The sequence below is a fragment of the Acinetobacter lwoffii genome (assembly GCF_024129595.1).
GTDB classification, from domain to species: Bacteria; Pseudomonadota; Gammaproteobacteria; order Pseudomonadales; family Moraxellaceae; genus Acinetobacter; species Acinetobacter lwoffii_O.
Genome location: NZ_JAMXXS010000006.1, coordinates 97,925 through 119,866 on the forward strand (window position 1 = coordinate 97,925; position 21,942 = coordinate 119,866).

The window sequence follows — 21,942 nt, forward strand, 5'->3', positions numbered from 1 at the left end:
ACATCACACATCACGGATCAATGGCTCAAATCTGCAATGAATTTCATTGTGGTTTGAGTCTTTTATGACCGAGCTCTATTTAATATAGATGGGCTTCGGTTTTTGATTCACGTATTGATGATGGCAATACGGCTTCAATCTTTAAACGGATTAAAGTCACCTGAACGCTTCACTGGCGGACGAGCGGTGCATTGGATGTGTGTAACTTTCACTGTCACATTGCTCGAAGATCATCCCTTCTTTATAGAAAGTGTCTTGATACGGAATTGTCGTCGTATCTTTACAAACTGTGCAGATCCAATGCATCAACGCTGTAGCCTGAAGTCGTCTTCAGGTTGCGACTAATCTGATGTGTATCAGTTTACGTTTAAAAACCAACAAAGTTGGCGACATATTTTTTAAGACAAACTGATTTATGTACCTGAGGTACAATTAAACGCAACAGTTTGCTTTGTTTGCCGATATAATAAGCCTTCGGCGTGGCATAATTCTTTGGGGACCTTCCCGTATCATGTGAGTCTTTAATTGAACAATCAAGTTCAGAAAAATCTGAAATGATTCAACTTTTACTCACAAACGATGGTTTCCGTGCGCTGACTATATCAAACCTTGCATCATCTGCCTATGGGCTAAGCTTATGTTTCTTGTGTAAAGCATAACCTAAGTGATCAGTTTTTAATCAATTTTAGTATTTTTTGGGTCATAGTAACTGTATGAATTCTACGCAACAATGGCAAAACGTCACTTGGTTTGAAGTGGATGAACATCAAGATGGACAACGCATCGATAATTTCCTGTTTAGTCGTCTGAAAGGTGTGCCAAAAAGCCGTATCTATCGTCTGATTCGTGAAGGCCAGGTTCGCGTTAATAAAAAACGCATTAAAGCAGAAACCAAACTCGCAATCGGTGACCAGATTCGCGTTGCGCCGATTCGCTATGAACAAAAAGATGAATCTGCTGCACCTGTTTCTGACAAAGTGGCACAAGGCTTATTGGCCCGTGTGATTTATGAAGATGAAGGTTTGATGGTCGTGAATAAACCTTCCGGGATTGCTGTGCATGGTGGTAGCGGTGTGGCCTATGGCCTGATTGAGGGCTTGCGTGCCGCAACCGGTAAAAAGTATCTGGAACTGATTCACCGGATTGACCGTGATACTTCCGGTCTGGTGATGATTTCCAAAAAGCGTAGCGTGTTGAAAACATTACAAGATATGTTGCGTGAACATAAAATCAAAAAAACCTATGCCGCTGTAGTAAAAGGGCAGGTCAGTCTGGATAAACAGCTGATTGATGCACCTTTACATCGTTACGAGCTGGCCAATGGTGAACGTCGTGTCTGCGTGTCCCCGAAAGAAGGTAAAGAGTCTAAAACCCAGTGGAATGTGCAGGAACGTTTTATGCATGCCACACTGGTGTATGCATCTCCGCTTTCTGGTCGTACCCATCAGATTCGTGTTCATGGTTTGAGTATTGGTCATCCGCTAGTAGGCGATGAAAAGTATGGTCATGAAACAGAATATCGTGGGCCAAAACCACGCCGTTTGTGTTTACATGCAATGCGTCTGGACATTCCGGGCTATCCAGCGATTGAAGCGCCATTGCCGGAAGATATGCAGAGTCTGGTGGCGCAGTTAAGAGCGCAGAAAGCGGATAAACCGGCTGCCCAATAAGGACTTATTTTTTCTTTTAATAAATTTAATCCACCCTCACCCTCCTTTGAAAAAGGAGGGAATTCCCCTATTTCTTAAAGAGGGCTAGGGGAGATTAAATTTCGAAAGAATCCTCTCCCTAAGCAGCACTGCTGAGCAAGTCTCCTTCTTGCACGTCGTTTAAAGCAGTGCTTTAAACTCGTTCAGGAGAGGGAACGTTACTTATTAAATAGTAATGTTGAATTAAAACTTCATTGATAATTCGACTTTATTGGTTCTTTTATTAAAGTCATTTGCTTAAGAATGAAAAATTCCTTCTCCTTGTAGGAGAGGGCTTCAAGACTGAATCAAATCTAGGAAATCTTTTATGAACTCACCTGTAAAATTGGTCATTTTCGATTGGGATGGCACTTTATTTGATTCAGTCGGTCAAATCGTGGCGAGTTTGCAGTTTGCCGTACAGCAGTTTCAGCAGCCGTTAACGGATGCAGATGCGAAAAGTATTATTGGACTGGGTTTACCTGAAGTTGCACAGCGTTTATTCCCGACAGTACCAGAATTACATACGGATATTTTGCAGGCTTATTCCGATCATTATGTTGCCATCTCATCAGGAGACTCCTGGTTTGAAGGCGTAGCGCACATGCTCGCAGATTTACAGCAGCAAGGCGTGAAGCTGGCAGTAGCCACAGGGAAAAGCCGTAAAGGTCTGGATCGTGTATTAAAACAGACGAACAGTGAAGAGCTGTTTGTGAGTACGCGCGCAGCCAGCGAAACCCATTCTAAACCTCATCCACTCATGTTAGAAGAAATTCTGGCGGAAACCGGTGTGCAGGCTGAACATGCGATTATGGTCGGTGATACGTCTTATGATCTGGAAATGGCGCAAAATATTGCCATGCCAAGCGTTGGGGTAAGTTATGGTGTGCATGAACCTGAACTTTTAGCACAATTTAATCCAGTCTGTATCGTGGATGATGTGGCTGCTTTGCATAGCGCTTTGTTGGCTAAAGTCCAATGGAAACAAGCAGTTTAATCCATTATCTTGGTTGCAGTGAAAAACAAGTATTTCCCCGGTTTGAATTGGCTGGGGAGTGCTGCAGATTTAATCGCTGGTTCTTATCTTTTAGTCTAAAGTCGTAATTGTACTGATTTTATTCGGTCATATTATGGCAGTTATTTTGCTAAATAACGATGTGTTTTAAATAATAAGATTTTGTTTTATTTAGTTTTTCATAAATTATTCTTATAGATAATAGCTATAGCAAAAAATAAAATAACTATTGGCACAAACGCCGGATTTTTCCCATCCTAAAACTGTTTATTCCTATGCTCGCTCTGAGAAAGGCAGTCCATACGGATGATCAGCCTGATCATGTCCATATTTTCTGTCCCTCTTAGATCCCGGCATAAGCCTAATTTTTGCAGTTTAAGGAAACATTGATGTCGAATTCTGCTGTTGTTGAATCAGTTGCACAAGCATTACGTACTGCTGAACTCTCAAAAACTGCGATCGCACCGATTCGCCCGGAGCTTGGTGGTGAAAGTGCTGACGTAGATATTGCCTATGCCGTTCAGGAAGTAAATACCGAGCGTGCTCTGGCGGAAGGTCGCCGTCTGGTAGGTCGTAAAATTGGTTTGACATCGAAAGTGGTTCAAGCACAGCTTGGCGTAGATCAGCCTGACTTCGGTATGTTGTTTGCCGACATGGCTTATGGCGATGGTGAAGCAATTCCAGCCGGTCTTCTGATTCAGCCAAAAGTTGAAGCAGAAATTGCATTGGTGATTAATCAGGATTTAACCAAAGAAAAACACACGTATGCAGACATTATCAGCGCGACTGATTATGCATTGCCTGCAATTGAAGTAGTCGATAGCCGTATCGAAAACTGGAAAATTAGCCTGATTGATACTGTGGCGGATAACGCATCTTCTGCTGCATTTGTCTTGGGTTCTCAGCCGGTTAAGTTAGAAAAACTTGATCTTGTGAACTGCAAGATGGTGATGACGCGCGGTGAGGAAGTCGTTTCTCAAGGCGTGGGTAAAGCATGTCTTGCAAACCCACTCAATGCTGCGGTTTGGCTTGCAGATGAAATGGTGCGTCGTGGCCGTCCATTGTTGGCAGGTGACATCATCTTGACGGGTGCTTTAGGTCCAATGGTTGTGGCGCAACCAGGTGATGAATTCAAAGTTGAAATTGAAGGCTTCGGTTCAGTAACCGCTGCATTCGCTGCTGAATAATCAAGATTCCAAGAGAGTACATTCATGAAAAAGATTAAATGTGCAATGATCGGTCCAGGGAATATTGGTACTGATTTGCTTTATAAATTACAACGCAGCGAATGGTTAGAGCCTGTTTGGATGGTGGGGATTGACCCGACTTCTGAAGGTTTGGCGCGTGCTGCGAAAATGGGTTTAAAAACCACAGCTGAAGGCGTTGATGGTCTTCTTCCTCATGTGATTGCTGATGACATCAAAATTGCATTCGACGCAACTTCTGCCTATGTCCATGCTGAAAACAGCCGCAAGCTGAATGAACTTGGCGTGTTGATGATCGACTTAACGCCTGCTGCGATTGGTCCATTTTGTGTACCACCAGTCAACCTTGAAGCATTACTACAAGCGGGCGAAGTACCAAACGTGAACATGGTGACATGTGGCGGTCAGGCAACGATTCCAATGGTAGCTGCAGTTTCTCGCGTTCAACCGGTTGAATATGGTGAGATCATTGCAACGGTATCGACTAAATCAGTAGGTCCAGGTACACGTAAAAACATTGATGAATTCACACGTACTACTGCAGGTGCCATTGAGAAAGTCGGCGGCGCGAAACAAGGTAAAGCGATCATCATCATTAACCCGGCTGAGCCACCTCTAATGATGCGTGATACTGTTCACTGTCTAGTAGAAGGTGAGCCGGATCAGGCAGCGATCACTGAATCTGTACATGCCATGATCAAGGAAGTTCAAAAATACGTACCAGGTTACAAGCTTGTAAATGGTCCTGTATTTGATGGCAACCGTGTATCAATTTACTTGGAAGTTGAAGGTCTGGGTGACTTCCTGCCGAAATATGCCGGTAATCTTGACATCATGACTGCTGCTGCTGCACGTACTGCAGAGATGTTTGCAGAACACGTATTCAATAAAGACGCTTAAGGAGCAACCACATGTCTAAGATTATTGTTCATGATATGACGTTACGTGATGGTATGCATCCACAGCGCCATCAAACCACTGTTGAGCAAATGATTGCGATTTCAACAGCACTTGATGATGCAGGCGTACCTTTAATTGAAGTCACGCATGGTGACGGCCTTGGCGGTTCATCCGTCAACTACGGTTTTGCTGCGGCAACGGATGAAGAATACCTGTCTGCTGTTGTGCCACGTATGAAGAATGCCAAAATTTCTGCACTTCTTCTGCCTGGGATCGGTACGGTTGACCATTTGAAAATGGCACACGAAATTGGTGTATCAACCATTCGTGTGGCAACGCACTGTACTGAAGCTGACTGTTCTGAACAGCACATCACGGCTGCACGCAAACTAGAAATGGATACGGTCGGTTTCTTGATGTTGGCGCACATGGCGACTCCTGAAAAACTGCTTGAAGAAGCAAACAAGATGGTGTCTTACGGTGCAAACTGTATCTATGTCACTGACTCAGCAGGTTATATGCTTCCTCAAGATGTCATCGACCGTGTGGGTCATTTACGTCAACACTTGGACCCAAGCATTGAGCTCGGTTTCCACGGTCACCATAACTTGGGTATGGGCGTATCGAATACGGTTGCTGCGGTACAAGCCGGTGCAGTACGTGTTGACTTAGCATCTGCAGGTTTGGGTGCGGGTGCGGGTAATACACCACTTGAGTTGTTCATTGCGGTTGCAAACCGTATGGGCATGGACACTGGCGTTGACTTGTTCAAAGTACAAGACGTTGCTGAAGATCTGGTCATTCCAATGATGCACAACCCGATCCGCGCGGATCGTGATGCAGCAACTTTGGGTTATGCGGGTGTTTACTCTTCATTCCTGTTGTTTGCTAAACGCGCTGAAGCGAAATATGGCGTATCTGCACGTGAAATCCTGATGGAGCTTGGTCGTCGTGGTACGGTCGGTGGTCAGGAAGACATGATTGAAGATTTAGCATTAACTATGTCTAAAGCGCGCGAGTTACAAGCTTAATTTTTAATGCATTCGTATTAAAATAAGGCTAATAAAAAAGCATCCGATTTGGATGCTTTTTTATTATGAAGTAGATTTAATAATATATTAAAACTCTGATCTCAGATATTTTAGTTATAGTGCTATGTGAAGATTATTTCAGTTTAATTTTTTCCTTAAACATAAAAACGATAAATAAAAAATATTATCTTAAAGTTTTTAAAAAAATTGCTCTTATTAATAGAAGAAACAAAAATTTGAATTAAATATCTGGTCAAATTTTTATTTTCTTTAATCGGTTTAAAATCTAAGAGATTGAGTGCTTAAATCTGGGCTTGGAATATGCAGAGCTAAAAGAGCAAAAGTTTAATACTGTGGTCGGATTTTTTATTTAAACCGACTTGCGCATGATGGCTGCATGGATTTTATCAGCTGAATGGGGAACTCATCATGCGTCGTCACAATTTATGGATTGCAATGCTTGCTGCGACAGCAACTTTAGGGACAACTGCAACGAATGCAGACTTTATTGACGACAGCAATGTTCAACTCAAATTTAAAAACTTTTATCTAGACCGTCAGTATCAAGATGACTATTCATCACGTAATTGGGGTTCTTGGTCACAAGGCGTGACTCTGGATGCCAAGTCGGGTTATCACGATATCGGTGGTGGTGTTCAGGTTGGTGCTGATGTACTGGTGCAACATGCCGTCAAACTTAATGGCCGTGATAAAAATCCGGACTGGGTTTTACCGCACGATGGCAAAGAATCAAAAGACCATTTCGGTAAAGTTGGTGCGACCTTAAAAGCCAAAGTGTCACAAACTGAGCTGAAAGTCGGCGAGTTATTGCCGGTATCTCCAGTCTTGGTATTCGATCCATCGCGTCAGTTATTGACGACTTATAGCGGTGCTTGGTTAGAGTCTAAAGACCTTAAGGATACCAAGTTAACTCTGGCTTATATTGATGGCATTAATAACCGTTATGACAACCAGTTCCGTGATTTAACTAAATTTGCTCCACCAAGTTTCTATGATACGGGTGCTGAAGCTGATGGCATGTGGATTGCGGGTGTAGACCACCAGCTTACTAAAGAAGTAGGGGCGAGCTACTGGTATGCCGATGTTCAAGACATTTACCAACAGCATTATCTAGGTGTCAATTACAAAACTGCGCTCGGTGAAAAAACCAAATTAGATAGCCACATCCGTTACTTCGATAACTCGGAATCAGGTGACAAGTTGTATGGTGAAATTGATAACCAGGCTGTGTCTGTCGCTGCAAAAGTAAATCATGGTGCACATAGCGTAGGTGTGGGTTACCAGCAAATGTTTGGTGATAGCGCATTCCCGACATTGGGTGGTTGGGTGCCACAGCCTTATCTGGCGAACTGGGGGGTAGCGACTTTTACCGCGCCAGAAGAAAAGTCATGGAGTGTTTCTTATGGCTATGATTTCTCTGAAATGGGTGCAAAAGGCTTAAATGCAACAGCCGTATATTTCAAAGGTTATGATCAGAAAGGTACTGGGGCGTATCAAGGCCAGAACTTTAATACGGATGAAGTGAATGCCATCGTCAACTACACTGTGCCAGAAGGGAAATTAAAAGGTTTGGGTGTACAGGCGATGTATATTGATGTGAATTTTGCCAATCCAGCAAAACCAGACCTGCAAGAATACCGTGTCGCCACCACTTATACCCATAAATTCTAATACCCCTATATTTTAAAAGCAGTCAGTCTTCTGGCTGCTTTTTGGTTTAAGAATGCAGTTAAAACCTTAGTTTATGTAGGGTTTAATTTATAAAAAAATATATAAAACAAACACTTAAATTATATCTATTTTGTTGGGTGCAATCGTAATTTTGTATCAGTTTGCTGCGGTTGAGCGGTTAATATAAGGGTGTACACAAGTAATTTTAATGAGTCAACTTGACGTCGAATTCTTGAAAATAGAGGGACACGCAAGCGAAAGACTGTAAGAGGAAGCAATATGAGCACTGTTCAAATCCCTGACTATCAAACAGATCCATTCTTTGGCTTAGAAGACAAATGGATTGAAACCGCTGAAGGCGAGTTGACCCATTACCATGAAATTGGTGAAGGTACGCCTATTCTATTTTTACACGGTTCAGGTACAGGTGTATCGGCCGCGGCAAACTGGTGGTTAAACCTGCCACAAATTGGTGAGCAAGCGCGTTGTATCGCGATTGATACCATTGGTTATGGCCAAACTGTGGTTGCACCGGGTACTGAATATGGTATCCGTGCCTGGGTAGATCATGCGATCCGTACGCTAGATGCTTTGGGTATCGAAAAAACCTGGTTGGTCGGTAACTCTCTGGGTGGCTGGTTAGCATTCCAGATGGCATTGGATTATCCAGATCGTATTTTGGGTATCGTGTCTATGGGTACGGGCGGTGCGAAACAGACAGCTGCACTTAAAGCTCACGCAAACCCAGTTCTTACAGAAGAAGGAATCAAGAAAACCCTTTCTATGTTTGTCGTAAACAAAGACCTGATTACTGATGAACTGGTAAAAGTACGTTTTGCTTCTGCTGCAAATGACTATGCATCAAATCGTTTAATGGATGTGGTTGGCGCACGTGACCGTGACCGTTTCGAATTCCCATTAGACTTCGAAAAAATGAAAGACATTACTGTGCCTGTACTATTGATTCATGGTACGCAAGACGTGGTGATTCCGGTTTCTCGTACTTGGGACATCCTGAACATCGTGCCAAATGCTGATGCACATATCTTCAGCCAATGCGGTCACTGGTCTCAAGTTGAAAAAGCAGATGAGTTCAACACTGTGATCAAAAACTACCTGGCTGTTCACGGCGTAAAATAAGTTTGATACAGTTTTAAAAAAGGATGGCTTTGGTCATCCTTTTTTATATCGGAAATATTTAAGGTAGCGCACCTAAGTGAGTTTGATTCTCATTTATTTGAATAAATATAAAAATCTAATAATTTTTATAGGTTTGAGCTATTTAAACTGAGAAAAATCCGAATGAAACTTTATTAGACTTAAGTGGTAAATGCAGTACATTTAGAGCTAAAAATACACAATTTGGGTCAAGGGCAAGTGACAAATTTAAGCGCCAGAAATAGATTCTTTATTATAAAATAGAATTAAAAATGGATTCTTAAGCATAAAATAATAAAACAAAAAAAGCACATGCCTATCATAAGTTGAATGGCATATGCCTAATGCAGGGAAGAAATAGGATTAATTTTGTTCGCTACGGTTAATATCCAGATAGAACACACGGGTCAAAAGCTCAAGAAATTTGCTCACGACATAGGATTTGTTGTTTTTATGGTAGCTGACATACAGGTCTAAATAGGGCAACTCCACGTCCAGCGGACGAATCACGGTATTATCCATGGTTAGTGGTGCAATATAGCCAGGCAAAATGGTACAGCCTAGGCCCATTCCGATCGAGTTGATATTAAATAAAATATTATCGGCCTTTTGCACGATATTGAGTTCAATGCCGTTGGCTTTGGCAAAGTCCAGAATAGCCTGGTTCAGGGTCAAGGACTGCTCTGCTGATGGAATAATAAAATCAATACCATTCAATGCTTTAACAGGAATTCTTTCGTATTTTGCTAAGGGGTGATCTTTAGGCAGGAGAAAAATCAGCGGTTCACGAATCACGAACTGGCTTTCAATTTCATCACTATTGAAATTATGACGGGTAAAGGTCAGATCCAGATCACCTTTTTTTAACAAACGCATCTGCTCATTGTTGTTCAGGCTGAGCAGTTCAATTTTTAAATCCGGGTTCTGTACACGTAAATTTGGCAAGATATACGGGAATATTTTCATCTCGGCCACCGGTACAAAACCGATGCGGAGCATTTGCTGCTTGGCCTGTGACACCTGACGTGCCATGGCAACGGCCTTGTCCGCTTGTGCCAGGGTGAGACGAGCCTGTTCCAGGAATACGGCGCCTTCTTCGGTCAGCTCTACTTTACGTTTGGTTCGGTTGAGTAGCTTTACGCCAACATCTTCTTCCAGGTCTTTGATTTGCTGGCTAAGTGAAGGTTGAGCCGTATAAAGTTTAAGTGCTGCCTTACTAAAATTGAGCTCTTCAGCAACGGTGATAAAGTAGCGAAGGTGTCGTAATTCCATGTCATCAACCCAAAGAGTAATCCAAAAAATGTCTTACTATAATTTCCTCAAAGTATAATCTATAAACAACTATGTCGTGAAGATTATTTTCCCATTCATAAACTAAATGCTCTGGCGGAATTAATAGATGTTTTAATATAAAAATTCACGTGCTTAATAATTGCTTTAAGCTCTTAATTGAAACAAAAAAAATATTTCCCGAAAAACGCTGTCAAATCCATCATCGTTGAAAAGTTGAGTCTATTACTTTGTGCCAAAGATAGGTCACAGGAGAGCTTTTCATGAGTGGAAAAATTGATGTGCGCGAAATCGATGCTTTAGTCGATGCACAAAATGGACGTATTACGCCATCTATTTATACAGACCCTGACATTTACGAATTAGAACTTGAACGTGTGTTCGGTCGTACCTGGTTGTTCCTTTGCCATGAAAGCCAGATTCCTAAGGCTGGTGACTTCTTCAATACCTACATGGGTGAAGATCCAATTATTGTGGCACGTCAAAAAGACGGTTCAATCAAAGCATTCTTAAACCAGTGCCGTCACCGCTCTATGCGTGTGAGCTTCGCAGACTGTGGTAATACCCGTGCATTTACTTGCCCATACCACGGCTGGTCTTACGGTATTGACGGTTCTTTAAAAGATATCCCGCTTGAAGATCGTGCTTACCCACATGGTGCATGTAAAGAGCAATGGGGTCTGGTTGAAGTGAATCGTGTGAAGTCTTACAAAGGCTTGGTATTCGCTTGTTGGGATGAAACCACACCTGATCTAGAAGAATACATGGGCGATATCGCGTGGTATTTAGATGGCGTTGTTGACCGTCGTCCAGGTGGTACTGAAATCATTGGTGGTGTACACAAGTGGGAAATCGAGTGTAACTGGAAATTTGCAGCGGAACAGTTTGCATCTGACCAATATCACGCCTTGTTCTCTCACGCTTCTGCGATCCAAGTATTGGGTGCGAAACCAGACGACGAATCATCTAAGAAATTAGGTGCTGCGCAAACTGCTCGTCCAGTTTGGGAAACTGCCAAAGACGCGATCCAGTACGGTTCACGTGGTCACGGTTCAGGCTTCTTCTTTACAGAGAAACCAGACGCAAACGTATGGGTTGACGGTGAAGTTGCCAACTACTTCCGTGAAACTTACGACGAAGTTAAAGAGCGCCTAGGCGAGACTCGTGCATTGCGTCTTGCAGGTCACAACACCATGTTCCCAACTTTGTCTTGGTTGAACGGTACTGCAACACTTCGTGTATGGCACCCACGTGGTCCAAACAAAACTGAAGTGTGGGCATTCTGTATTGCTGATGCTGAAGCATCTCAAGAAGTAAAAGAAGCATTTGAACGTTCTGCAACGCGTGCCTTTGGTCCAGCCGGTTTCCTAGAGCAAGATGACTCTGAAAACTGGATCGAGATCCAAAAAGTTTTACGTGGTTATAAAGCACGTCAAAACAAACTCATTATGGAAATGGGTAAAGGCAACGAAAAAGTACGTGAAGATGGTATCCCAGGTATCACCAACTACATTTTCTCTGAAACTGCAGCACGTGGTATGTACCGCCGCTGGGCAGATTTATTGATCCATGAAAAATGGGAAGACGTAGAAAAAGCAGCTGACGAATATGAGAAGGAGCTTATGAAATGAGTCAAATCAGCTTAGAACTTCATCACCAAATTAGTCAGTTCCTGTATCGCGAAGCAAAATTGCTAGACGATTGGAAATTCCGCGAATGGTTAGATACCTTAGCTGAAGATATTTCTTACACGCTACGTACCACGCCAAACGCACAAACCCGTGACCGTCGTCGTTCAGTTGAACCACCTACCACTTGGGTGTTTAACGATTCGAAAGACCTTTTAGAACGTCGTGTAGCACGTCTTGAAACTGGTATGGCTTGGGCTGAAGAGCCTCCATCACGTACAACACACATGGTGTCTAACGTGATCGTAGAAGCAACTGAAGTTGAAGGCGAATACGACGTGTACGTAACTTACTTGTTATACCGTACACAGAAAGAGAAAGACGTCGTGATTTACTGTGGTAAACGTCATGACAAGATCCGTAAAGTTGAAGGTGGCTTAGGCTTCCAAATCTTCAACCGTAAGATCACGCTTGACCAAGTTACTTACAGTTCACATAACCTGAGTGTGTTCTTCTAATGAATAAGATTTTTGTATGCCAAGTTGACGAATTAGACGAAGGCGAAGCGTTAAAAGTAGATTGTGGCGTAAACGGTATCGAAGCGCTTGCTGTATTTAACAATGGCGGTGAATTCTTCGCTATGAACGATAAATGCAGTCATGGTAATGCTTCTATGTCTGAAGGTTACCTTGAAGATGACGGTACTGTGGAATGTCCATTGCATTCAGCACGTTTCTGTTTAAAAACAGGTGAAGCATTGTGTCTACCTGCAACTGATCCAATCAAAACATTCCCAGTGATTGTTGAAGATGGCCAATTGTTTGTAGAGATGGCAGGAGAGTAAGCATGGGTTGGCTACAGGGCGAAGTTGCACTTATTACTGGTGGTGGTTCAGGCTTAGGCTGGGCTTTGGTCGAGCGTTTTATTGAGGAAGGTGCACAAGTTGCGGTTCTTCAACGTTCAAAAGCGAAAGTGGATGCCTTGAACGAACACTTCGGTGGAAAAGTTCTTGCGATCGAAGGTGATGTAGCCAGCTATGCAGATAACGTTCGTGCAGTTCAAGCCACTGTGGAACGTTTCGGTAAACTCGATTGTTTCGTTGGTAATGCCGGTATTTGGGATCACTATGCCGATATCGTCAATACCTCTGGTGAGCAACTAGAAAAAGCCTTTGACGAGATTATGGGCATCAATACCAAATCTCTGATCCTCGGTGCGAAGGCTGCACTGGATGCATTGATCGCTTCTGAAGGTTCTATCATATTTACTTTGTCTAATTCGGCACTGTACTCCGCTGGCGGAGGCCCTGTATATACTGCATCTAAGCATGCGGGTGTCGGGATTATGAAAGAACTGGCTTACGAGCTTGCGCCTAAAGTACGAGTGAACGCGGTTGCACCGTCAGGTATGAATGTGAATATCAAAGGTGCGGCATCGCTGGGTCAGGAAAATGTGGGCCTGCTCGATGCACGTGATCCTGAGAAAATTGCACGTGGCATGCCACTGAATTTCTTGCCTGAACCGGAAGATATGACCGGTTCATACGTGCTGTTGGCATCTCGTCAAAACAACCGTCCTTTGACTGGTGTTCTGATCAATGCAGAATGCGGTCTAGGTATTCGTGGCCTACGTCAGCCACGTGCAGGTTTCTTTGACGAATAAACATCTAGTCTCATTCAAATGGACTTACCGGCAGCCTCTTCTCTCAGGGCTGCTTTCCTTCTAGGAGTCTCTCATGGCCGTTAAACTTATTTGTGCATCGCACAGTCCTTTAATGGAATTTGCTTCACCTCAAGATCAATCAAAAAAGCAAAAAGTTCGTGCTGCTTTTGAAAAACTCTCTGCTGAAGTAAAAGCTTACGACCCAACCCTGATCATCACTTTTGGTCCAGATCATTTTAATGGTTTCTTCTATGACCTGATGCCAAGTTTCTGCGTCGGTATTCGTGCCAAAGCTGCAGGTGACTGGGATTATGGTAAAGACAATGACCACATTGATGTACCTGAATACAAGGCATTAGATCTGGTTCGACGTGTACTGGATGAAGGCGTGGATGTTGCCTACTCATACCGTATGCAGGCCGACCATGGCGTGACTCAGCCCTTACATTTCCTGTGTGAAGGCAAACTTGATCGTTATCCAACGATTCCAATTTTTATTAATGGCGCTGCAGCACCGATGCCAACCACCAAACGTACTATTGCTTTGGGCCGTGCTGTGGGTCAATACATCAAGTCTTTAAACCTTGAAAACGAGCGTGTGCTTGTTTTAGGTACCGGTGGTCTGTCACATGATCCACCTACACCACAAATGGGTGCAGTACTACCAGAAGTGGAAGAGTTCCTGATTGCAGGTCGTTATCCAACGCCTGAAGCACGTCATGCACGTCAATCCAAGATTATTGCAGTGGGTCAAAAGCTGGCAGCAGGAGATACGTCAGTTGCCGTGCCTTTGAATGCTGAATGGGATATTGCCCTGCTAGAAACCTTCAAGCATGCTGATTTTGCAACATTAGAAGCGATGACTGAAGCTGAAATCCGCCATGATGGTGGTCGTGGTGGTCAGGAAGTCCGTTCTTGGATGGCTGCCTTCGCTGCCTTAAGCGAAATGGGTGAGTATGAAATGACCACACATTGCTATGAAGACATCAGCGAATGGATTGCCGGCTTCGGTATCGTATCTGCAGAGTTAAAAGGTTAAGAAAATGAGCAACGTAAACAACATCGTGATCGTGGGTGCTGGCCAGGCAGGTGCGAGCGCAATTTTAGAACTTCGTGGCAACAAGTATGAAGGCAAAATTACCTTAATTGGTGATGAAAGCCATCTTCCTTATGAGCGTCCACCGTTGTCTAAAGATGTGATTCTAAAACCTGAAGACACCAAGATCGAAATCCTGTCGGAACAGAAACTGGCAGATTTAGGCGTAGAAACGATTCGCGGCAATGGCGTAGCGAAAATTAATGCCGAAGCGAAAACGGTTGAACTCCTGAACGGTGATGTTGTTGCTTACGACAAGCTCTTGCTTGCAACAGGTGGTGCCGCGCGCCGTTTGCCTAATTTCGATGCTTTGGGCAAACACGTCTATACCCTGCGTAACTTGGAAGATTCACAGGCACTGGTGCCTGTACTTCAAGCCGGTCGCCGTATCATCCTGATCGGTGGTGGCGTGATTGGTCTTGAGCTTGCATCATCTGCACGTTACAAAGACTGTCAGGTCACTGTGATCGAAATGGGTCCGATGGTCATGGGCCGTTGTTCACCGCAAATTCTGAGCGAATTCCTGCTGGAACAGCATCGTCAAAACCAGGTCGATGTGCGTCTTGAAACCAAGATTGCAGATTGCCGTTTAGACGGTGAAGAAGTGGTGGTAACGCTAGAAGGCGGTGAAGAGCTTCGTGCTGATGCTGTAGTTTACGGAATCGGGATTGTGCCAAATGCACAGCTTGCAGTAGATGCAGGTCTGGATGTTGATGTTGCGATCAAAGTGAATGAACACTGCCAGACTTCAAATGCTGATATTTATGCAGCAGGCGATGTTGCGACTCAGTTACGTGACTGTGGCAACCACCGCCGCGTTGAAACCTGGGAAAATGCCAACCTTCAGGCAAGCATCTTTGCGCGTCACGTGATGGGTGTGGAACATCCGAAAGCCAATCCGGCCTGGTTCTGGACCGATCAGCTGAATATCAACTTCCAGTTTGTCGGCGATATGGCCGCAGCTGAATGGCATATCCGTGGTGAAATGGATGCAGCCAAAGGTGCAGACAATTCATTCGTGATGTACGGTGTGACCGATGGTCAGATCGTTGGCGGGATTACCGTGAATGCAGCCAAAGAAATGCGTCATTTGAAAAAAATGATCAGCAAAAATACGGCGTTTGATGTTGAAAAACATTTGGATATCGCGCAAGACTTACGCAAAATTGCTTAAGTTGTATTGAGATATCTTGGGACAGACCTATGTTTTGCATAGGTCTGTTTTTTTATGTTTATCGAATACTATCTATATGATCACTACCTCAAGTTTCAGTTTTGGTTTGTATTACTTTGCGTAGGTCATGCCTCATTTTTGATAGATGAGCCATACATGGCGCAAGGTGACAAAAATCTTTTTCTAAACTTGAGAAGTGTACTTCGCAAGATGTCCATATATCCCAGTTTAGCGGCGGCATCCATGTCGCCCTCCCATGTAGTTGATGATGGATGGACTCTATTTTTAGTCTTATTTATACCACTAGTCACGATAGTACCTACAGCTCTGAATAACAGGTTTACTATTTAGAACAATCAGATTTGAGGATGATATGAAATCATCATTGCCGGTCACGGCAAGTATTTACGCTTTATTGGTACTGATCTGGGCAGCAACGCCACTGGCGATTGTCTGGAGCGTGGCCGAGATTCACCCGATGTGGGTGCTGATCATTCGCTATTTCGGTGCCTCGGTTATTGCGCTGTTCCTGCTAAAGATCATGCGCGACCCGCTGCCTTTTGACCGTACTTCAATGAAAAGTTATCTGGCAGGCAGTTTGAATTTAATCGGCGCGCAGCTGTTTATTTATCTGGCAGCCAATTATCTGACCTCAGGGTTGATGGCACTAATTTTTGGTTTTTCACCGCTGATCGCCGGTTTAATCGGTCATGTGATTTTAAAAACCCATAAACTGATCTGGTTGCAATGGCTCGGCATGGCAGTGGCCGTCGCAGGTTTGTGTTTTGTTTTTGCCGACTCGGCAGACAGCAAGATCAATCCCTGGGGGGTGGTGCTGATGCTGATCAGTATGGTGTCTTACATCAGTTCGATCTTCTGGGTTAAACAGATTAATGCCCCCTTGAGTCCGATGTCGCAAGCGACGGGTTCATTGCTGATCTCCGCGGCTGGTTCAGTCATTTTAGTGCCGTTTATCTGGCAACATATGCCGACTCAATTGCCTAGCACACAGGCAATGATCGGTTTTGTATTTACCATGATCATGTCCTCGATTGTGGCGATGCTGTGCTATTTCTGGCTGATTCGCCGTCTAAATGCTTCGACCGTCTCATTGAGTAATGTGATGACGCCGGTGATCGCTCTGGTATTGGGAGCAACCTTAAATCATGAAATTATCAGCAGTCATGCTTTTGCGGGAATTGCCGTGGTGATGTTCGGGATCATCATGTATTTCTGGAAAGAGTGGCGCGAACAGTATTTTTCCAAGCGTTAAAACTGTAAAAATAAAAAGGGCGAAAGCCCTTTAATTATTTTAGTAGAAAGTAGAGGGATTCAGCAGCGGGAGAGATCACGACTAAGCAACAATTTGTAAAACAACTTTCAATAATAAATGATTAAGATTTTGATACATAAATCATTCAAGCTTGCACAAGCTTATTTAGGACAGTGTCAGGATGTCTGAATCCAATAAAATCGTAGTTTATGCAGCCCTGTTTGGTAATCTGGCGATTGCGCTGGTTAAATTTGTTGCGTCCTATATAACCAATAGTTCTGCCATGTTCAGTGAGGCAATTCATTCCGTAGTGGATACCTTAAATGAAATTTTACTGCTGTATGGCATAAAAAAATCAGAAAAACCTGCAAATGCCAAACATCCTTTTGGTTATGGACGTGAACTGTATTTTTGGGCTTTTATTGTGGCACTGATGGTTTTTGCGTTGGGTGCGATTGTATCCATCTATCAGGGGATACAGCATATTCTTCAGCCTGAAGTCATGCAGGATCCATTGATCAATTATATTGTGCTGGGTCTAGCGATTCTTTTTGAAGGATTTTCATGGTCAGTGGCTTTAAAAACTTTTCGTAAACAAAAGGGAAATCTGGGATATTTTGAAGCATTTCGACACAGTAAAGATCCAACGACCTTTACCGTGTTATTTGAAGATACTGCCGCCCTGGTCGGCTTGGTAATTGCTCTGGTCGGTATTTTTCTGGCGCATCAACTGAATATTCCTGAATTGGACGGTGCTGCATCGATTTTAATTGGTATCGTGCTGGCAGTATCTGCCTGGTTTCTGGCACGGGAAACCAAAGGTTTGTTACTGGGTGAAACGGCAGATCCAAAACTGCGTGAAAATGTATTAAACATTGCTCAACAGGATGCGGCAGTTTTCAGTGCCAATGGGGTATTGACTGAGCAGATGGGCGCTCAGCAAGTCATTGCATCATTGAGTCTGGAATTTAAAGATGATTTAACTTCTGATGAAATTGAAGCCTGTGTCAACCGGATCGAAGCACAGATTAAACAGCTGCACCCGGAAATTATTGCTTTATTTGTGAAACCCCAAACCAAGGCCGTATGGCTGGAACGAACCCAAGGTCGTGTATAAAGATCTAAAAATCGCTTGAGGTTGGTATTTTGACTTCCGCTTGCCTTTCTTGCACAACTGATGTGATGATACAGATGTATGGGGAACTCCATCATAAAATCATCAATGGGCAGGCATGCTTTTGTTAGCATGGGCTTATAAATGTTTAGTATCATTTTGTATTTTTAGACAGAAGGGCGCGAGCGATATTTTTCTAGATAATCCAAGGCTTCAGCCAGCCATAAGGTCGATGAAATGCCATTTTTTTGCTAAAAATAACAAAAACATACATGATTTTCTGTGACGGATTTCATACTATGTTGCAGTGTGCCTGTTTTTAGTTTGTATGCTCATTAAAAGATGCACCGCTTGACCATTTCAAGAGGTTGTTGTCTTGCATATAGCGAATAATAAATAGTGGATGTTTATGCAAGATCTTCTCAAAACTAAAAAATTCCAGTTAATCACGGAATCCAGTTGGAAACATCTCTGGTCTAAGCCAGTGTTTGAGTATCTGCATTCAGATCATTTCGACGGAAAACAGTTTCGTAATCTTGAGCATGCTTCTCTATCGCGCGGTCGCTTTGATCTATATAAATGGCTCATTACCCGAAAATCCAAGACCTGGAATGTTAATCTTGACGAGGAACGTGCCGAGTTTTTTTCTCGTCCGCGCGCATTGCCACAGCAGCGTCCAGATGCAGCTCTGGATGACTGGCAAGTCTGGTTTATTGGTCATGCCACTACATTAATACAGATCGGTCCCTATAATTTCCTGACCGACCCGGTCTGGGCGGAATATGCCAGTCCTTCGGCTTCCACAGGTCCGCAGCGGGTTATTCCCGCTGGCATTGCTCTGGATGAGCTGCCTCAGATTGATGCCGTACTGCTCAGCCATAACCATTATGATCATATGGATCTGGCCAGTCTGGAATGGCTGCACAACACTTTTGAGATGCCGATTTATACCGGTCTGGGCAATGCCTGGTATTTGCCAGAACATTATACCGTGCATGAAATGGACTGGTGGGAAAATACCTTTTTTGAAGAGATCCGGATTGTCTATACGCCGGCTCAACATGCCTCAGGGCGCGGTATGCGCGATCAGAACTGCGCACTCTGGGGAGGCTTTTCTTTATTATATGGCAAGGAACATTGTTTCTTTGCCGGAGATAGTGGCTACGCCTCACATTTTAAAGAAATTCGTAAGCGTCTGGGTGCACCGCGAATTGCTTTACTTCCAATTGGAGCGTATGAACCGCGTGAACTGATGCGCGCGATCCATATGAATCCGGAAGATGCCTTTCATGCCCATCATGACTTACAGGCTAAATGTTCACTGGCGATTCATTACCGTACTTTTCAGCTCACGGATGAAGACCGGGATGCACCGGAACATGAGTTGCATGAGATCATCAAGCATTCTTCCAAGTTGATTAATCCGTTTTATTGCATACGTGAAGGCAAACGGATTATTGTCTAAATGTTTTACTCTGTTCCTGTTGGATGAGTTGAATGGTTAATACGGACAGCTTCTTCCAGAAAATGGCGTTTATTTTCGCTGGATGGAATCAGGCAATACTCGGTTTTACCAAATAGCTTGTAGCGATTTAAAGCGACCACATGATACAGAAAATCCCGGATAAAACGCGGAACCAAATAACCTGCGCTCATTAAATTAAAGGGAAAACCAAGATGCTGCAGCACCTTCAGCAAGGCAGTCGATTCGGTATAGAGTGTGCCATCTTGAATGACGAGCATCGTGGTGTAATGTTCAGGGGACATCTGATAATGCTCGAGCAGTGCCGTACCTAAAGGCGATTGGGCGGAAACCAGTTTAAACTGTATCTTCTTATCGTATTTAATCAGAAACCGTGCCCAGCCATTGCAGATCACGCAAACAGCATCAAATAAAACGATGTCGTGTTGTTGAATGAGGTCTTCAATATTCGGATGCATTGTTGTAGTTCTTTTTGTGCCAGCTTGTTTCTATAGTGCTTGATGTCGCAATAAAAAACCACCCGAAGGTGGTTTTGTACATGTCTAAACTGGCTTAGAGAAAACTAGGCAAACCTTTGGCTGGATCGTTTTCACGTGCCGCTTGGGCATCTGCTACGGTCATGCCGAGTGCTTGTGCTACACCTTCGCCATAGGCAGGATCACAGCTATAACAGTTGCGGATGTGACGGTATTTGATGAAATCTAGTGCATCACCCATCGCTGCGGCCGTGTTATTAAACAGAGCCTGTTTCTGCTGGTCATTCATCAGGTTGAACAGGGCGCGTGGCTGGCTGAAGTAATCATTGTCATCTTCACGGAAATCCCAGAAATCGGCATCACCGGTGATTTTCAGTGGAGGCTCTCTGAATTCCGGTTGTTCCTGCCACTGGCTAAAACTGTTCGGCTCGTAATGTGGCAATGAACCATAGTTGCCATCCATGCGGCCTTGACCATCACGGCGGTTCGAATGTACAGGACAACGTGCAGCATTGACTGGAACCTGTGAATGATTCACGCCAACACGGTAACGCGCTGCGTCGGCATAGTTCACTAAACGTGCCTGTAACATACGGTCCGGTGAGTAGCTGATGCCCGGTACAAGATTACTTGGTGCAAAGGCTGCCTGTTCTACATCCTGGAAATAATTTTCCGGATTGCGGTTCAGTTCGAATTCACCGACTTCAATCAGTGGATAATCGCCCTTTGGCCAGACTTTGGTCAGGTCAAATGGATGATAAGGCACTGTTTCGGCTTCCAGTTCCGGCATGATCTGAACGTACATTTTCCATTTTGGATAGTCACCACGTTCGATGGCATCAAACAGGTCGGTCTGGCTGCTTTCACGGTCTTTGGCGATCAAGTCTGCAGCTTCAGCATCGGTCAGGTTCTGGATGCCTTGCTGGGTACGCATATGGAATTTTACCCAGAAGCGTTCATTTTTGGCATTGATAAAACTGAAGGTGTGACTGCCAAAACCATGCATATGACGGTAACCGGTCGGAATCCCGCGGTCGGACATGACAATGGTCACTTGATGCAAAGCTTCAGGCAACAGTGTCCAGAAATCCCAGTTATTGGTGGCGCTGCGCTTGTTGGTTTTCGGGTCGCGTTTGACTGCTTTATTCAGGTCAGGGAACTTGCGCGCATCCCGCAGGAAAAACACCGGGGTGTTATTGCCGACCAGATCCCAGTTGCCTTCTTCAGTATAGAATTTTAAGGCAAAACCGCGAATATCGCGTTCCGCATCGGCCGCACCACGTTCACCCGCCACTGTTGAGAAACGGGCAAACATTTCGGTTTTTTTGCCGACTTCAGAGAAAATTTTAGCGCGGCTATATTGGGTAATATCATTGGTCACGGTAAAGGTACCAAAAGCACCTGAACCTTTGGCATGCATACGACGCTCTGGAATCACTTCGCGGACAAAGTTGGCCAGTTTTTCATTCAGCCATAAATCCTGGGCAAGTAAAGGTCCACGCGCACCTGCCGTCATACTGTTCTGGTTGTCGACCACAGGGGCACCAGCTTCAGTGGTCAGGTGGGTGACAGGGCATTTTTTAAAATCTTGGCTCATCTTTCCTCTCCAAGTTTTGAATATCTTATGTCGTTTACCTAGTATTCATAAAATATTGAGATATATGCTAATCAGATCAGGTTTCGCTATATTTACAATATCTTTAAATAAAGGGTGTTACAGCACAAAACGGAATTCAGGGTATAATTGAGTGAGCTCACTCAAAAAATATTTTTAAATTTAATAAAGTTTAAAATGTTGAAAATTAAATGGTTACTCTTAAAAAGTAACGGGTTTTCCACTCTGTGACAATATCAAATTCTATATATTTTGAATAACTCGAATAATGAATGGGATTAAACGAAAATAACAATATCTAAGTCGATAATATGTTTTTATCAAAGGATAAAAATAATAAGTGAATAGTATTAGACCTCTTGCGAAAGTAAAAACCACCTCAATATAAATTTCATGAGATATCAGAAATTAAATCGTTTTTCAGATTCTGAATTCAAACGCT

The 21,942-nt window shown here is 43.7% G+C and carries 19 protein-coding genes; 16 read left to right on the top strand and 3 right to left on the bottom strand.

The genetic code is table 11. The features are described from left to right. The first annotated feature begins 713 nt into the window (after positions 1–713). From NI466_RS05175 to NI466_RS05205, 7 genes are all read left to right on the top strand, one after another. Positions 714–1,670 (top strand): RluA family pseudouridine synthase, encoded by a 957-nt coding sequence (locus NI466_RS05175; protein ID WP_004278531.1) that lies wholly within the window; start codon positions 714–716, stop codon positions 1,668–1,670. A 346-nt stretch (positions 1,671–2,016) separates the two neighbouring features. Next, positions 2,017–2,685: an HAD-IA family hydrolase gene (locus NI466_RS05180; protein WP_253172967.1), complete on the top strand. Its 669-nt coding sequence runs from the start codon at positions 2,017–2,019 to the stop codon at positions 2,683–2,685. Positions 2,686–3,092: 407 nt separating this feature from the next. Continuing rightward, complete coding sequence (locus tag NI466_RS05185) at positions 3,093–3,890, top strand: 2-keto-4-pentenoate hydratase (RefSeq protein WP_071850452.1); 798 nt, start codon at positions 3,093–3,095, stop codon at positions 3,888–3,890. A 24-nt stretch (positions 3,891–3,914) separates the two neighbouring features. Continuing rightward, the gene (locus NI466_RS05190; protein WP_253172969.1) at positions 3,915–4,808 is read left to right on the top strand and encodes an acetaldehyde dehydrogenase (acetylating); all 894 of its coding nucleotides are present in this window, start codon (positions 3,915–3,917) and stop codon (positions 4,806–4,808) included. A gap of 11 nt (positions 4,809–4,819) precedes the next feature. Further along, complete coding sequence (gene dmpG / locus NI466_RS05195; RefSeq protein WP_224216951.1) at positions 4,820–5,839, top strand: 4-hydroxy-2-oxovalerate aldolase; 1,020 nt, start codon at positions 4,820–4,822, stop codon at positions 5,837–5,839. Between the two features lie 429 nt (positions 5,840–6,268). Continuing rightward, the gene (locus NI466_RS05200) at positions 6,269–7,531 is read left to right on the top strand and encodes an OprD family outer membrane porin (RefSeq protein ID WP_253172971.1); all 1,263 of its coding nucleotides are present in this window, start codon (positions 6,269–6,271) and stop codon (positions 7,529–7,531) included. A 279-nt stretch (positions 7,532–7,810) separates the two neighbouring features. Further along, positions 7,811–8,671: an alpha/beta fold hydrolase gene (locus NI466_RS05205; RefSeq protein ID WP_004278523.1), complete on the top strand. Its 861-nt coding sequence runs from the start codon at positions 7,811–7,813 to the stop codon at positions 8,669–8,671. Between the two features lie 381 nt (positions 8,672–9,052). Here NI466_RS05205 and hcaR read toward each other — a convergent pair whose 3' ends face one another. Continuing rightward, complete coding sequence (gene hcaR, locus NI466_RS05210; protein ID WP_044111817.1) at positions 9,053–9,961, bottom strand: DNA-binding transcriptional regulator HcaR; 909 nt, start codon at positions 9,959–9,961, stop codon at positions 9,053–9,055. Positions 9,962–10,242: 281 nt separating this feature from the next. Between hcaR and hcaE the strand changes: the two genes are divergently transcribed. The 9 genes from hcaE (at position 10,243) to NI466_RS05255 (ending at position 19,391) form a co-directional block, all read left to right on the top strand. After that, positions 10,243–11,610 (top strand): 3-phenylpropionate/cinnamic acid dioxygenase subunit alpha, encoded by a 1,368-nt coding sequence (gene hcaE / locus NI466_RS05215; protein WP_004278520.1) that lies wholly within the window; start codon positions 10,243–10,245, stop codon positions 11,608–11,610. Further along, positions 11,607–12,125 carry a 3-phenylpropionate/cinnamic acid dioxygenase subunit beta gene (hcaF, locus tag NI466_RS05220; protein WP_071850449.1) on the top strand — a complete coding sequence of 173 codons (519 nt, stop codon included), beginning with the start codon at positions 11,607–11,609 and terminating at the stop codon, positions 12,123–12,125. Before hcaE ends, hcaF begins: the two co-directional genes overlap by 4 nt. Beyond that, positions 12,125–12,451: a 3-phenylpropionate/cinnamic acid dioxygenase ferredoxin subunit gene (hcaC, locus tag NI466_RS05225; RefSeq protein WP_004278517.1), complete on the top strand. Its 327-nt coding sequence runs from the start codon at positions 12,125–12,127 to the stop codon at positions 12,449–12,451. Before hcaF ends, hcaC begins: the two co-directional genes overlap by 1 nt. Before the next feature lie 2 nt (positions 12,452–12,453). After that, positions 12,454–13,269, top strand: a complete 816-nt coding sequence (gene hcaB, locus NI466_RS05230; protein WP_004278515.1) for a 3-phenylpropionate-dihydrodiol/cinnamic acid-dihydrodiol dehydrogenase — start codon at positions 12,454–12,456, stop codon at positions 13,267–13,269. 73 nt (positions 13,270–13,342) lie between these two features. Then, positions 13,343–14,308 (top strand): 3-carboxyethylcatechol 2,3-dioxygenase, encoded by a 966-nt coding sequence (locus NI466_RS05235; protein ID WP_253172973.1) that lies wholly within the window; start codon positions 13,343–13,345, stop codon positions 14,306–14,308. A 4-nt stretch (positions 14,309–14,312) separates the two neighbouring features. Continuing rightward, on the top strand, positions 14,313–15,539 hold the full coding sequence (gene hcaD, locus NI466_RS05240; protein WP_253172975.1) for a 3-phenylpropionate/cinnamic acid dioxygenase ferredoxin--NAD(+) reductase subunit: 1,227 nt from the start codon (positions 14,313–14,315) through the stop codon (positions 15,537–15,539). 373 nt (positions 15,540–15,912) lie between these two features. Beyond that, a complete protein-coding gene (locus NI466_RS05245; RefSeq protein ID WP_253172977.1) occupies positions 15,913–16,812 on the top strand; it encodes a DMT family transporter in 900 nt (299 codons plus the stop codon). 181 nt (positions 16,813–16,993) lie between these two features. Next, positions 16,994–17,929, top strand: a complete 936-nt coding sequence (locus tag NI466_RS05250) for a cation diffusion facilitator family transporter (RefSeq protein ID WP_253113217.1) — start codon at positions 16,994–16,996, stop codon at positions 17,927–17,929. Positions 17,930–18,335: 406 nt separating this feature from the next. After that, positions 18,336–19,391 carry an MBL fold metallo-hydrolase gene (locus tag NI466_RS05255; RefSeq protein ID WP_253172979.1) on the top strand — a complete coding sequence of 352 codons (1,056 nt, stop codon included), beginning with the start codon at positions 18,336–18,338 and terminating at the stop codon, positions 19,389–19,391. 5 nt (positions 19,392–19,396) lie between these two features. Here NI466_RS05255 and NI466_RS05260 read toward each other — a convergent pair whose 3' ends face one another. Then, complete coding sequence (locus NI466_RS05260; protein WP_253172981.1) at positions 19,397–19,867, bottom strand: thiol-disulfide oxidoreductase DCC family protein; 471 nt, start codon at positions 19,865–19,867, stop codon at positions 19,397–19,399. 94 nt (positions 19,868–19,961) lie between these two features. Continuing rightward, positions 19,962–21,482, bottom strand: coding sequence for a catalase (locus NI466_RS05265; protein WP_253172983.1), 1,521 nt, complete (start codon positions 21,480–21,482; stop codon positions 19,962–19,964). Positions 21,483–21,942: the final 460 nt, after the last annotated feature.

Excerpts from the sequence above, each read along its gene's own strand:
- NI466_RS05175 (WP_004278531.1), top strand. The coding sequence starts at position 714 with ATGAATTCTACGCAACAATGGCAAAACGTCACTTGGTTTGAAGTGGAT.
- NI466_RS05180 (WP_253172967.1), top strand. The coding sequence starts at position 2,017 with ATGAACTCACCTGTAAAATTGGTCATTTTCGATTGGGATGGCACTTTA.
- NI466_RS05185 (WP_071850452.1), top strand. The coding sequence starts at position 3,093 with ATGTCGAATTCTGCTGTTGTTGAATCAGTTGCACAAGCATTACGTACT.
- NI466_RS05190 (WP_253172969.1), top strand. The coding sequence starts at position 3,915 with ATGAAAAAGATTAAATGTGCAATGATCGGTCCAGGGAATATTGGTACT.
- dmpG (WP_224216951.1), top strand. The coding sequence starts at position 4,820 with ATGTCTAAGATTATTGTTCATGATATGACGTTACGTGATGGTATGCAT.
- NI466_RS05200 (WP_253172971.1), top strand. The coding sequence starts at position 6,269 with ATGCGTCGTCACAATTTATGGATTGCAATGCTTGCTGCGACAGCAACT.
- NI466_RS05205 (WP_004278523.1), top strand. The coding sequence starts at position 7,811 with ATGAGCACTGTTCAAATCCCTGACTATCAAACAGATCCATTCTTTGGC.
- hcaR (WP_044111817.1), bottom strand. The coding sequence starts at position 9,961 with ATGGAATTACGACACCTTCGCTACTTTATCACCGTTGCTGAAGAGCTC.
- hcaE (WP_004278520.1), top strand. The coding sequence starts at position 10,243 with ATGAGTGGAAAAATTGATGTGCGCGAAATCGATGCTTTAGTCGATGCA.
- hcaF (WP_071850449.1), top strand. The coding sequence starts at position 11,607 with ATGAGTCAAATCAGCTTAGAACTTCATCACCAAATTAGTCAGTTCCTG.
- hcaC (WP_004278517.1), top strand. The coding sequence starts at position 12,125 with ATGAATAAGATTTTTGTATGCCAAGTTGACGAATTAGACGAAGGCGAA.
- hcaB (WP_004278515.1), top strand. The coding sequence starts at position 12,454 with ATGGGTTGGCTACAGGGCGAAGTTGCACTTATTACTGGTGGTGGTTCA.
- NI466_RS05235 (WP_253172973.1), top strand. The coding sequence starts at position 13,343 with ATGGCCGTTAAACTTATTTGTGCATCGCACAGTCCTTTAATGGAATTT.
- hcaD (WP_253172975.1), top strand. The coding sequence starts at position 14,313 with ATGAGCAACGTAAACAACATCGTGATCGTGGGTGCTGGCCAGGCAGGT.
- NI466_RS05245 (WP_253172977.1), top strand. The coding sequence starts at position 15,913 with ATGAAATCATCATTGCCGGTCACGGCAAGTATTTACGCTTTATTGGTA.
- NI466_RS05250 (WP_253113217.1), top strand. The coding sequence starts at position 16,994 with ATGTCTGAATCCAATAAAATCGTAGTTTATGCAGCCCTGTTTGGTAAT.
- NI466_RS05255 (WP_253172979.1), top strand. The coding sequence starts at position 18,336 with ATGCAAGATCTTCTCAAAACTAAAAAATTCCAGTTAATCACGGAATCC.
- NI466_RS05260 (WP_253172981.1), bottom strand. The coding sequence starts at position 19,867 with ATGCATCCGAATATTGAAGACCTCATTCAACAACACGACATCGTTTTA.
- NI466_RS05265 (WP_253172983.1), bottom strand. The coding sequence starts at position 21,482 with ATGAGCCAAGATTTTAAAAAATGCCCTGTCACCCACCTGACCACTGAA.